The sequence below is a fragment of the Curvibacter soli genome (assembly GCF_029211125.1).
GTDB lineage: Bacteria > Pseudomonadota > Gammaproteobacteria > Burkholderiales > Burkholderiaceae_C > Curvibacter_A > Curvibacter_A soli.
In genome coordinates, this window is sequence record NZ_JARGEN010000057.1 from 21,695 (window position 1) to 33,184 (window position 11,490).

An 11,490-nucleotide genomic window follows, 5' to 3' on the forward strand; every position below is an offset into this window, starting at 1 on the left:
CGGCGCCAGGCGCAGCACCCCACGGCACGGCCCATGGGCATCGTGATCTTCGACGGAGTGGCCTACGGCATGCTCCTGTTCCTCGTCGGCGTGGGCCTGTCGGTCACGCTGGGGCTGATGCGCTTCGTCAACCTCGCGCACGGCGTGTTCGCCATGGCGGGCGGCTATGCCGCCGTCTGGTGCATGCAGCGCTGGGGCCTGGGCTTCTACGCCGCGCTGGGCGCGGCCTTCGCCGTGGCGGCGCTGCTGGGCGCGCTGCTGGAGGGGCTGCTCTACCGGCGGCTGTACGGCGCCGCCACGCTGGACCAGGTGCTGCTCTCCATCGGCCTGGTGTTCGTGGCGGTGGCCGCAGCCACGTGGCTCTTTGGCCCGGCGGTACAGCCGTTCGCGCTGCCGCCCTCGCTGCAGGGGCAGGTGCGTCTGGGCTGGCTGGGCGGGCTGGAGCTGGGGCGCTACCGGCTGTTCCTGGTGGCCTGCGGCGCGCTGGTGCTGGCCGCGCTGCTGCTGCTCGGGCGCACGCGCCATGGCGCCATGGTGCGCGCGGCGGTGGACAACCCGCGCGTGGCGGCGGCCACCGGCATCGACGTGCGGCGGCTCTTCGCGGTCACCTTCGCGCTGGCCTGCGGGCTGGCCGGGCTGGGCGGCGCGCTGAGCCTGGGGCTCTTGGGGCTGGAGCCCCACTTTCCGCTGCAATACCTCGTGTACTTCCTGCTCGTGGTCTGCGTGGGCGGGGCGGGCAGCATCGCCGGGCCGTTCCTGGCCGCGCTGCTGGTCGGCATCGTGGACGTGGCGGGCAAATACTACCTGCCGCAGGCCGGCGCCTTCCTGGTCTACCTGTTCATGGTCGCGGTGCTGCTGCTGCGCCCGCACGGCCTGCTGGCGCGCAAGGGGGCCGCCGCATGACCGCCCCCAAGCTGACGCTGCCCGCGCGTCGGCTGCCCTGGCTCGAAGCGGCCTTCTGGCTGGCGCTGGCCGCGTGCTTCTTCGTGCTGCCCGAGCGGCTCGCGCTGCTGGGCCAGATGCTGGCGCTGGGGCTGTTCGCGCTGTCGCTCGACCTGGCGCTGGGCTATGCCGGCATCCTCACCGTGGGCCACGCGGCGTTCTTCGGCGCGGGGGCCTATGCGGCAGGGCTGCTGGCAAAACACGGCTGGGGCGACCCGTTGCTGGGCCTGGGCGCGGCGCTGGCGGCGGGCGCCCTGCTCGGCTGCGCCACGAGTTATCTGATGGTGCGCGGCGCGGACCTTACGCGGCTCATGGTCAGTATCGCCCTGTGCGCGCTGCTGGCCGAACTGGTCAATCGGCTGTCGTCCATCACCGGCGGCAGCGACGGACTGCAGGGCATGGAGGTCCAGCCGGTTCTGGGCCGCTTCGCGTTCGACCTGTACGGCAGGACCGCCTTCGTCTACACCTACTGCGTGGTGCTGGCGCTGTTCCTGCTGGTGCGGCGGGTACTGCGCTCGCCGTTCGGGCTGGCGCTGCGCGGCATCCGCGACAACCCCCGGCGCATGCAGGCCCTCGGCGCGCCGGTGCAGGCGCGGCTGCGGCTGGCATACGGCTTTTCCGCCGCCGTGGCGGGCGCGGCGGGAGCGCTGATGGCGCAGGGCACGCAGTTCGTGGGGCTCGATGCGATCGGCTTCGAGCGCTCGGCGGAGGTGCTCATCATCCTGGTGCTGGGCGGCGCGGGGCGGCTGTACGGCGGGCTGGCCGGGGCCACCGTCTACATGCTGGCGCGCGACGGGTTCGCCGGCATGGACCCGCAGTACTGGACGTTCTGGCTCGGCATCTTCCTGATCGCGGCGGCGCTGCTGGGGCGCGGCGGCATCATGGGCCTGCTTTCCCGGCTGGTGCGCGTGAAAGAAGAGGCGCCATGACGGCCGCCGGCGTGGCGCTGCACGCGCGCGGCCTGGGCATCGCGTTCGGCGCACTGCGCGCGCTCGACGGCGTGAGCCTGGCGCTGGAGCCCGGCGCGCGGCAGGCGCTGATCGGCCCCAACGGCGCGGGCAAGACCACGCTCATCAACCTGTTGACCGGCGTGCTGCGGCCCGCCAGCGGCAGCATCACGCTAGGCGGGCTCGACGTTACGCGCCACGGCAGCGACCGCCGCGCCCGCGCGGGGCTGGCGCGCACCTTCCAGGTCAACGCGCTGTTCCCGAGCCTCACGCCGCTGCAGTCGGTGCTGCTGGCGCTGTGCGAGCGCGAGGGCCTGGGCGGCGCCTGGTGGCGGCCGCTGCGGCGCCAGAGCGCGCTGTTCGACGAGGCCCACGCGCTGCTGGCGCGGCTGGGCCTGGGCCCGCTGGCCGGCACGCCCGTGGCCGCGCTGGCCTACGGCAGCCAGCGGCTGCTGGAGATCGCCCTGGCGCTGGCCACGCGCCCGCGCATCCTGCTGCTCGACGAGCCGGCGGCGGGCGTTCCGGCGGGCGAGCGCGTCGCGCTGTTCGAGGTGATCGCCGTGCTGCCGGCGGACATCGGCATCCTGCTCATCGAGCATGACATGGACCTGGTGTTTCGCTTCGCGCGGCGCATCTCGGTGCTGGTGGCCGGGCGGATACTGGCCGAGGGCACACCCGAGGAGATCGCCGCCGACCCGCGCGTGCGCGCGGCCTACCTGGGCCCGGCCCATGGCTGAACCCGCGCTGGCCTTCGACGGCGTGACCGCGGGCTACGGCGCTGCAGCGGTGCTCGACGGCATCTCCTTCGCGCTGCCGCAAGGCCAGAGTCTCGCCGTGCTGGGCCGCAACGGCGCGGGCAAGACCACGCTGCTCGAAACCCTGATGGGCAACACCCGCGTGGCGCGCGGCACCATCCGCTGGCAGGGCCATGACATCACGGCGCTGGCCCCGCACCGCCGCGCGCGCGCGGGGCTGGGCTGGGTGCCACAGGAGCGCGCGGTGTTCCCCTCGCTCACCGTGGAAGAGAACCTGCGCGTGGTGGCGCGCGCCGGGCCGTGGAACCTGCAGCGCGTGTATGGCTTTTTCCCCCGGCTGCGGGAGCGCCGGCGCCACTACGGCAACCAGCTCTCGGGCGGTGAGCAGCAGATGCTGGCCATCGCCCGCGCGCTGATGACCAACCCGCGCCTGCTGCTGCTCGACGAGCCCATGGAGGGCTTGGCGCCCACCGTGGTGGAAGAACTGGCCCGCGCCGTGCGGGCGCTGTGCGAAGCCGAGGACCTGGCTTCCATCGTGGTGGAGCAGCAGCCGGTGCTGGCGCTGGGCATGACCCACCAGGCCATCGTGCTCGAACGCGGCCAGGTGGTGCACGCGGGCGACAGCCGGGCGCTGGCCGCCGACGCGGCCCTGCTGGAGCGCCTGCTCGGCGTGGGCCTGACAAAAATGCTATTCAATTGATAGCTGCCAGCGCAGGAAGATAAAGCGCTGGAGGCCGATTTCGCTTGAACCTGGAAACGGCGGTTGGATGCGCCTGCCGGTGCCGTGATCGGGGCGCCAGGCAAGGCTGAGCGCTGCGGCTCCAGCAGCACCTGCGTGCTGTTGGACAGCGCGAAGAAGGCCCAGGCCTGTCTCCGACAGGCCTGCGCCCTGCAAGGGCGACGACGCGGCGGGCTACTGGCGCCTGGGCAGCGCGGATGCGCACGAGAAGATCGGCCACTGAGCCACGGCCACGGGCGGTTGCGCCCTGCAATATCTTCAAGGGGAAATCGGGCTCCAGCGCAGGCAGGACGGGCGGCGGCAGCTATGCTTTCATGAGCAAACCCGAGAGCCACGCAGGGTCACACGCGCCCGCGCGGCGGGCGGGCGGGCCCAGGCAGGGAACAATGGGGCGGATTCCCCCGGCGCGCCGTCGCCGCAACTTGCATGTGAAAGGAGACCCCATGACACAGCCTCTACGCCCCCTTGGCCGCTCGGGCCTGCAAGTCTCGCCGCTCGCCTTCGGCGGCAACGTGTTCGGCTGGACGGTCGATGCAGCCACCGCATTCAGCCTGCTCGACGCCTGGCTCGACGCGGGCATGAACTTCATCGACACCGCCGACATGTACTCGCGCTGGGTGCCGGGCCACCAGGGCGGCGAGTCGGAAACCATCATCGGCCAGTGGCTCAGGAAGCGCGGCCGGCGCGACGACGTGGTGATCGCCACCAAGGTCGGCAAGGACATGGGCGACGGCAAGGAGGGCCTCTCGCCCGCCTACATCCGCCAGGCCGTGGATGCGTCGCTCCAGCGCCTGCAGACCGACTGCATCGACCTCTACCAGTCGCACGACGACGACCAGAAGACCCCGCTCGAAGACACGCTCGGCGCCTACGCCGATCTCATCAAGGCGGGCAAGGTTCGCGCCATCGGCGCCTCCAACTACAGCGGCGCGCGGCTGGAGGAAGCCTTGCAGACCAGCGCCCGCCTGGGCCTGCCGCGCTATGAGAGCCTGCAGCCGCTCTACAACCTGTACGACCGCGCGGAGTACGAAACCACGCTGGAGCCCGTGGTGCGCGCGCACGGCATCGGCGTGATCAACTTCTACGCGCTGGCCGCGGGCTTCCTGACCGGCAAGTACCGCAGTGCGGAAGACGCGGGCAAGAGTGCGCGCGGCGCCAGCACCACGCAGACATACCTGAACCCGCGCGGCCTGCGCATCCTGGCCGAGCTCGACGAGATCGCCGACCGCTACGCCGCCACGCCGGGCCAGGTGGCGCTGGCCTGGCAGATGGCGCGGCCCTCGATCACCGCGCCGATCGCCAGCGCCACCTCGCTCGCGCAGCTCGAAGAACTGGTGGCGGCCACGCGGCTGCTGCTCGACGCCGAAGCCATCGAGCAGCTCGACCAGGCCAGCGCGATTTAAACCTAGTGCAGTGTTCAACACTAAGCAGCACATAAAACCGCGCCTTTTGCCGCATGGCGGCGTTGCAAATCCTCGCGATAGCGACGGCTATCGCTGTGGTTTGCGCCTTGCCCTGCGCCAAAACGCATCGCTTTTATTGGTGCCGCCAAGCATCGAACACTGCACTAGAAACGGCGTCACACGCGCTGGCGCAGCGCCTCGTACAGGCACACGCCGCTGGCCACGGAAACGTTCAGGCTCTCCACCGCGCCGCGCATCGGGATGCCTACGAGTTCGTCGCAGGTCTTGCGCGTCAACTGCCGCATGCCCTGCCCTTCGGCGCCGAGCACCAGCGCCACGGGGCCTTTCAGGTTCACCTCGTAGAGCGTCCTGGGCGCATCGTCGCTGGTGCCGATGCACCAGATACTGCGCTCCTTCAGCTCGCCCAGCGTGCGCGCGAGGTTGGTCACCATGAAATACGGCATGGTCTCCGCCGCGCCGCTGGCCACCTTGGCCACGGTGGCGTTGATGCCCGCGGCGTGGTCCTTGGGTGCGATCACGGCATGCGCGCCGGCGCCGTCGGCCACGCGCAGGCAGGCGCCGAGGTTGTGCGGGTCGGTGATGCCGTCGAGCACCAGCAGCAGCGGCGGCTCGCTCAACTGGTCGAGCAGGTCGTCGAGGCTCTTGGCCTGCTCGACGGGCTGCACGCGCGCGGCCACGCCCTGGTGGCCATGGCTGCCGGCGAGCTTGGCGATGCGCAGGCCGTCGGCTTCGATCAGGCGCGCGCCGGCCTCCCTGGCGCGCTCGATGAACTGCCGCATGCGCGCATCGCGGCGCGTGGGCTCGAAGTAGATCTCGATGATCGATTGCGGCGCGGTCTTCAGGCGCACGCCCACGGCGTGGAAGCCGAAGAGGACTTTGGGGGAGGAAGACATGGGGCGGGATTATCGCGGTCAGGCATGCGCGCCCGCGACGCTCCCCGCCTCGATGGTGATGCGGCGCTCGCACTGCGCGGCGATCGCGCTGTCATGCGTGACCAGCACGAGCGTGGTGCCCTGTTCGCGGTTGAGTTCGAACATGAGCTGCATGACGCGCTCGCCGGTGGCGAAGTCGAGGCTGCCCGTGGGCTCATCGGCCAGCAGCACGGCGGGCTGCACGACGAAGGCACGCGCCAGCGCCACGCGCTGCTGCTCGCCGCCCGACAGCAGCCGGGGGTAATGCCCGAGCCGCGTGCCCAGGCCCACGCGCGCGAGCATCTCGGTGGCGGTCTGGCGGGCGTCGCGCCGGTCCGCCAGCTCCAGCGGCAGCATCACGTTTTCCAGCGCGGTCAGGCTGCCCATGAGCTGGAAGCTCTGGAACACGAAGCCCACCTTCTGCGCCCGCAGCGCGGCGCGCGCGTCCTCGTTGATGGCGAAGATGTCTTGGCCGGCGATGCGCACGGTGCCGCGCGTGGGCGTGTCCAGGCCGGCAATGATGGACAGCAGCGTGCTCTTGCCCGAGCCCGAGGCGCCCACGATGGCGGCGGTCTGGCGCGGCGCGAGGGAAAAGTCGATATCGCGCAGAATGTCGAGCGTGCCTGTCGAGTCCGTGACGGACTTGGAGACATGGTCCACCGCAATCATGGCGGGGGACGCCGATTCGTTTGCGGACATGAAAGGCCCTGTGCTTTGAGAAGACGACACTGTATCGCGCTCTGCGCGGCCGCAGGCCTGGCGTGGACGCATGCCCCGCTGCATGCGCAGCCTGCCGCCACGGTGCCCGTGGTCATCGTGGTGGGTGATTCGCTGAGCGCCGAATACGGCCTGCGCCGCGGTACCGGCTGGGTGGCGCTGCTGGAGCAGCGGCTGGCGCAGCAGAAGATCGCGGCGCGCGTGGTGAACGCCAGCATCAGCGGCGACACCACGTCGGGTGGGCGCTCGCGCCTGCCCGCGCTGCTGGCGCAGCACAAGCCGGCGGTGGTGGTGATCGAGCTGGGTGGCAACGACGCCCTGCGCGGGCTGCCGCTGCAAATGACCGAGGACAACCTGAGCGCCATGACCGATGCGGCGCAGAAGGCCGGCGCCAAAGTGCTGCTGGTGGGGATGCAGGTGCCGCCCAACTACGGCACCGATTACGCCAACCGCTTTGCCGCGCTGTTCGAGAAGGTAGGGCGTGCGCGCAAGGCCGATGTGGTGCCCTTTCTGCTCAAGGGCGTGGCCGATGGGCCGGATGCACTGGGCATGTTCCAGGCCGACCGCATCCACCCGAAGGAGGAAGCGCACCCGCGCATGCTGGAAAACGTCTGGCCCGCGCTGCGCCGGCTGCTGCCGCGCTGAACGGGGCCACCTTTGCCGCGGCTCAGCCCTCCGGCCGGGGTGCGGGCGGGGCGCCGGCACCCGGGTGCGGGGCCACGTCGTTGGCATCCTGCACGGAATCGGGCTCGCCGACTTTGCGGTCGGCCTTCGAGCGGCGCTTTTCCTCTTGTTTCTTCTTCTTGGCCAGCTCGCGCTGGCGTTTCTCGTATCCGTAATTGGGTGTTGCCAAGTGGCACCTTCCTTTCCTGCGCTGGGGTCAGGACACTGTAAGCGATAAAGCCCCGCTGCCACGCGCTTTCGCGCGGTGTTTCACAAGGCGGCCAGGGCGGCGTCGAGGTCGGCCTGCAGGTCCTCCACCGCCTCCAGGCCCACCGAGAAACGCACCAGCGTGCCGCGGTGGGGCCACGCGGCCACGTCCGCGTGGCGCATCGAGGGCACGTCGTAGGGCACCACGAGGCTGATCGGGCCGCCCCATGAGTAGCCGAGCTTGAACAGCCGCAGGCTGTCGCAGAAGCGGTCCACGTCCGCCGGCGCATGGCGCTCGTGGAAGACCACCGAGAACAGCCCCGCCGCCGCGTCGGCGGTGCCGCAGGCGTCGCGCCAATGCGCATGGCCCGGCGCGCCATCCAGCGCAGGGTGCAGCACCGCCACGATCTCGCCGCGCGACCGCAGCCAGCGCGCCAGGTGGCGCGCGGCGCGGTCCTGGGCGCGGTAGCGCAGGTCCAGACTCGGCAGCGCGCGCAGCACGGCCTCGGCATCGTTGGCGCCCACGCCCAGGCCCAGCCGCATGTGGGTGCCCTTGATGCGCAGGTGCAGCGCCTCGTCGCGCGTGATGATGCTGCCCATGAGCACGTCGCCGCCGCCGCTGGGGTACTTGGTGAGCGCGTGGACCGATATGTCCACGCCGAAGTCGAAGGGACAAAACGCGATGCCGGCACCCCAGGTGTTGTCGAGCGCCGCGACCGCGCCGCCCGCGTGCGCGGCGTCCACCAGCGCGCGCAGGTCGGGGAACTCCATCGTCACCGAGCCCGGCACCTCCATCCACACGAGCCGCGTGCGCGGCGTCATGCGCGCGCGCAGATCGGCAGGGTTCATGGGGTCGTAGCACGCATGGGCGATGCCCCACGCGGCCAGCTCGCTTGCCGCAAGGGCCTTGTTGGGACCGTAGGCGTTGTCGGGTATCAGCACCTCGTCGCCCGTGCGCAGCAGCGCCAACCCCACGTTGGCGATCGCCGCCAGGCCACTGGGCACCAGCAGGCACTGCAGGCCGCCTTCGAGCGTGCAGAGGCGTTCTTCGAGCATGAAGGTGGTCGGCGTGCCGTGCAGGCCGTAGGTGTAGCCGGCGCGGGACTTCCAGTCGCGCGCGCGCATGGCCGCCGTGCTGGGGAAGATGACCGTGGATGCCTTGAAAACGCCCGGCTGCGGTGCGCTGAAGCCCGCGGGCGCGGCATAGGGATGGTGGATGAGGCCGGTGGGAATGTCGTGCATGCGGACATGGTAGCGCCCGCGCCTGCCGGAGCGGCAGGCGCGGGCGCGCGGGCGGATCAACCGGCCTTGACGGTCAGATTGTTGTGAACCGCGGCCACGCCTTCGACGCTCTGCGCGATGACGGTCGCGCGCTCCTTGGCCTGCGCCGTGTCCACGGGGCCGGTCAGCGTCACAGTGCCATTGCGGGTGTCCACATCGATCTTGACCGCGCTCAGGTCCGGGTCCTTGGCCAGGCCGGCGGACACCTTGGCGGTGATGGACATGTCGTCGATCTTCTGGCCGGCCGTGTCCGCGGCCTGCTGGGTCGCCTGCTTGGCGTCGTTCACGGCGGTCTCGCTTTGCTGCACGGCGGAATCGAGCTTCTGCCCGACAGTGCTGCTGTCGCCACGGTCGCACGCCGTCAGGCCCAGGGCCAGCGCGGAGGTGGAAAGCAGCGTGGCGATCATTCGGTTGTAGGGGATGAATTGCATGGTGGTTCTCCTTTGCTCATGTCGTCGTGGCAGCGCACCCGGCGGCATGCAGGGGGCGGCGCCCTCGTCGGGTTCCGCCGGCTCCCGCACGGGAATCGGCGGAACCCGCTCCGGCGCCTTCTCGGGAACGGTCTGGCCCGGGTCTCCGGGAAGCGGTGCATGGGCCCGCATGGGGGCGCCCTGCCTACAGGCGGTCCGCCGTCTTCTTGATGCCGTCCTTGACGTCTTCCTTCACGTCGCCATAGCCTGCCTGCACCTTGCCCGCAGCCTGCTGCGCATGGCCGCGGGTCTTGAGGGATTCGTTGCCGGTCACCGCGCCCGCGGCTTCCTTGATCTTGCCCTTGGCCTGCTCGACGCGGCCTTCGATCTGGTCCTTGTTCATGCTCGTATTCCTTTCGCTCGGATGGACTGGTGGATGTCATGGCCGGCGCATTCCGACCATGCACCAGACCCTAGGAAGCCCGCGAGCCGCCCAGGGTGGGACGGCCCTGCACGCGGCTGTAGGACAAGGACGGCGGCATGCCCGGGCCCTGCGCGAGGGATTGCGGCAAGGGGCTTGCTGTAAACTGCTTCAACATTCCTTCTTCCCCCCAACGTGTCTCTCCAGGCGACCACCGATTTCGTCGATCTCCGCGCCCTGCGCCTGGACACCGCGCGTTCTCTGCTCGAACAATCGGGGGACGATGGCCCGGGCTGCGGCAACGCCACCGACTACCTGCAAGGCGTGATCGACGGCCTGTGCAATCTTTCGCAGCACGACCCGCTGACGGGGCTGGCCAACCGCCGCACTTTCCGCGCGGCCCTGGAGCGCGAACTGGACCGCGTGGCCCGTTCGGGTGAATCGGCCCTGCTGCTGATGCTCGACATCGACCATTTCAAGGCCATCAACGACACGCACGGTCATACCGCGGGCGACGCGGTGCTGCAGGCCCTTGCGCATACGCTGGCGAACTGCGTGCGCCCAATGGATACGCTGGCGCGCTACGGCGGCGAAGAGTTCGCCGTGGTCATGCCCGCCTGCCAGGCAGCGTTCGCCTTCGCGGCGGCAGAGCGCATCCGCTGCACGGTGGCCGACCTGCCGGTGCGCGTGTCACCGTCGCTCGAAATCCGCATCACCGTGAGCATCGGCGGCGCATTCGCCCAGCCCTGGGTGCGCTCCACCACGTCGCTGTGGTCGGAGCGGGCGGATCAGCAGTTATACGCCGCCAAGGACGCCGGGCGCGACTGCGTGCGCATCGAGCTACCGCCCGACAGCACCGTGACGGCGGAGGAAAAGAGCTTCCTGTTCAGCCACTTTGCACCGCCGGATACGCACGCTGCCAACGTGGCCGCGCCACATGCCCCCCACAGCGCCCCCTGAGAAAGCAAGCACGATGACCGACGCGCTGAACACTCCTCCACCGTCCGCCCCTGCGGCACAGGCGCCCACCGGCGGCGCCAGGATCATCGCCATCACCAGCGGCAAGGGTGGCGTGGGCAAAACTTTCGTATCGGCCAACTTGGCCGCGGCACTGACGCGCCGGGGCCTGCGCGTGCTGGTGCTCGACGCCGACCTGGGCTTGGCCAACCTCGACGTGGTGCTCAACCTGCATCCCAAAATCACGCTGCACGACGTGTTCACCGGCAAGTCCACGCTCGACGACGCCGTCGTCAAGGCGCCGGGCGGCTTCTCGGTGCTGCTGGCGGGTTCGGGCATGGTGGAGTATTCGCGCCTCACGCCCGAGGTGCGCGACGAGTTCCTGCGCATCGTCCACAGCCTGGTGCCGCGCTACGACGTCATCCTGCTCGACACCGGCGCCGGCATTTCCGACGTGGTGCTGTTCGCCGTGTCGCTGGCCGCTGAGGTGCTGGTGGTGGCCACGCCCGAGCCCACCTCGCTCACCGACGCCTACGCCGCCATCAAGGTGCTGGCGATGCAGCAGGAGCGCAAGCAGGTGCGCGTAGTGATCAACCAGACGGCCCGGCCCGGCGATGGCCGCGCCATCACGGGGCAGTTGCAGCAGGTGCTCGACCGCTTCGTCAGCACACAGTCGGGCCACCCCGTGCGGCTGCTGCACCTGGGCGATATTCCTTCCGACCAGGCCGTGCGCGACGCGGTGATGCGCCGGCAATTGCTGCTGACCACCACGCCCGGCTGCCCCGCGGCGCTGGCCATCTCGCAACTGGCAGGCAAGGTCGAGGAAACGCTGGTCGGCAAGCCCTGACCGGGCGGGGTCAGCCCGCCGGGCGGCTGCGCCCCTTGTGGCGCTTTTTCTCGTCGGCGCTCCAGGCGCCACCCTGGCGCTGCTTCATCAGCAGCGGCAGCGCGCCTTTCATGGTGGCCAGTTGGTCGCGCAGGCGGCGCTTCTCGCGGCTGTTGCCCGCCAGGAACGAACCGCACCAGACCGGCGCCTTCTTGAGCCGGGCTAGTAGTCAGTCACCATGAATCGATAGGATAATTGGCCCACAAGTTGCAGACAGAGTTGCATTGCCA

Annotated in this window: 14 protein-coding genes; 8 read left to right on the forward strand and 6 right to left on the reverse strand. The window is 70.3% G+C overall.

Annotation, left to right across the window (positions count from 1 at the left end; all coding sequences use genetic code 11):
- The first annotated feature begins 33 nt into the window (after positions 1-33).
- From PY257_RS12385 to PY257_RS12405, 5 genes are all read left to right on the forward strand, one after another.
- Positions 34-903 (forward strand): branched-chain amino acid ABC transporter permease, encoded by an 870-nt coding sequence (locus PY257_RS12385; RefSeq protein ID WP_275742237.1) that lies wholly within the window; start codon positions 34-36, stop codon positions 901-903.
- Positions 900-1,871 (forward strand): branched-chain amino acid ABC transporter permease, encoded by a 972-nt coding sequence (locus PY257_RS12390; protein WP_275742238.1) that lies wholly within the window; start codon positions 900-902, stop codon positions 1,869-1,871. The genes PY257_RS12385 and PY257_RS12390 overlap by 4 nt, the downstream gene beginning before the upstream one ends.
- On the forward strand, positions 1,868-2,626 hold the full coding sequence (locus PY257_RS12395) for an ABC transporter ATP-binding protein (RefSeq protein WP_275742241.1): 759 nt from the start codon (positions 1,868-1,870) through the stop codon (positions 2,624-2,626). The genes PY257_RS12390 and PY257_RS12395 overlap by 4 nt, the downstream gene beginning before the upstream one ends.
- Positions 2,619-3,344, forward strand: coding sequence for an ABC transporter ATP-binding protein (locus tag PY257_RS12400; protein WP_275742243.1), 726 nt, complete (start codon positions 2,619-2,621; stop codon positions 3,342-3,344). The genes PY257_RS12395 and PY257_RS12400 overlap by 8 nt, the downstream gene beginning before the upstream one ends.
- A gap of 482 nt (positions 3,345-3,826) precedes the next feature.
- Entirely contained in the window at positions 3,827-4,786 is a 960-nt protein-coding gene (locus PY257_RS12405) for an aldo/keto reductase (RefSeq protein ID WP_275742245.1), read from the forward strand.
- 176 nt (positions 4,787-4,962) lie between these two features.
- On the opposite strand, the gene rlmB is transcribed toward PY257_RS12405, so the two are convergent.
- Positions 4,963-5,700, reverse strand: a complete 738-nt coding sequence (rlmB, locus tag PY257_RS12410; protein ID WP_275742247.1) for a 23S rRNA (guanosine(2251)-2'-O)-methyltransferase RlmB — start codon at positions 5,698-5,700, stop codon at positions 4,963-4,965.
- A gap of 18 nt (positions 5,701-5,718) precedes the next feature.
- Positions 5,719-6,417 (reverse strand): ABC transporter ATP-binding protein, encoded by a 699-nt coding sequence (locus tag PY257_RS12415; protein ID WP_275742249.1) that lies wholly within the window; start codon positions 6,415-6,417, stop codon positions 5,719-5,721.
- Positions 6,418-6,432: 15 nt separating this feature from the next.
- Between PY257_RS12415 and PY257_RS12420 the strand changes: the two genes are divergently transcribed.
- A complete protein-coding gene (locus PY257_RS12420; protein WP_275742251.1) occupies positions 6,433-7,080 on the forward strand; it encodes an arylesterase in 648 nt (215 codons plus the stop codon).
- Positions 7,081-7,102: 22 nt separating this feature from the next.
- On the opposite strand, the gene PY257_RS12425 is transcribed toward PY257_RS12420, so the two are convergent.
- The 4 genes from PY257_RS12425 to PY257_RS12440 form a co-directional block, all read right to left on the reverse strand.
- A complete protein-coding gene (locus PY257_RS12425; RefSeq protein WP_275742253.1) occupies positions 7,103-7,288 on the reverse strand; it encodes a hypothetical protein in 186 nt (61 codons plus the stop codon).
- An 80-nt stretch (positions 7,289-7,368) separates the two neighbouring features.
- Positions 7,369-8,547 carry a PLP-dependent transferase gene (locus PY257_RS12430; protein WP_275742255.1) on the reverse strand — a complete coding sequence of 393 codons (1,179 nt, stop codon included), beginning with the start codon at positions 8,545-8,547 and terminating at the stop codon, positions 7,369-7,371.
- A 56-nt stretch (positions 8,548-8,603) separates the two neighbouring features.
- Positions 8,604-9,017, reverse strand: a complete 414-nt coding sequence (locus PY257_RS12435; protein WP_275742257.1) for a BON domain-containing protein — start codon at positions 9,015-9,017, stop codon at positions 8,604-8,606.
- Between the two features lie 184 nt (positions 9,018-9,201).
- Positions 9,202-9,399 carry a CsbD family protein gene (locus tag PY257_RS12440; protein ID WP_275742259.1) on the reverse strand — a complete coding sequence of 66 codons (198 nt, stop codon included), beginning with the start codon at positions 9,397-9,399 and terminating at the stop codon, positions 9,202-9,204.
- Positions 9,400-9,612: 213 nt separating this feature from the next.
- Between PY257_RS12440 and PY257_RS12445 the strand changes: the two genes are divergently transcribed.
- Positions 9,613-10,377, forward strand: coding sequence for a GGDEF domain-containing protein (locus tag PY257_RS12445; protein WP_275742261.1), 765 nt, complete (start codon positions 9,613-9,615; stop codon positions 10,375-10,377).
- 13 nt (positions 10,378-10,390) lie between these two features.
- Positions 10,391-11,221 carry a MinD/ParA family protein gene (locus PY257_RS12450; protein ID WP_275742263.1) on the forward strand — a complete coding sequence of 277 codons (831 nt, stop codon included), beginning with the start codon at positions 10,391-10,393 and terminating at the stop codon, positions 11,219-11,221.
- The last annotated feature ends 269 nt before the right edge of the window (positions 11,222-11,490 follow it).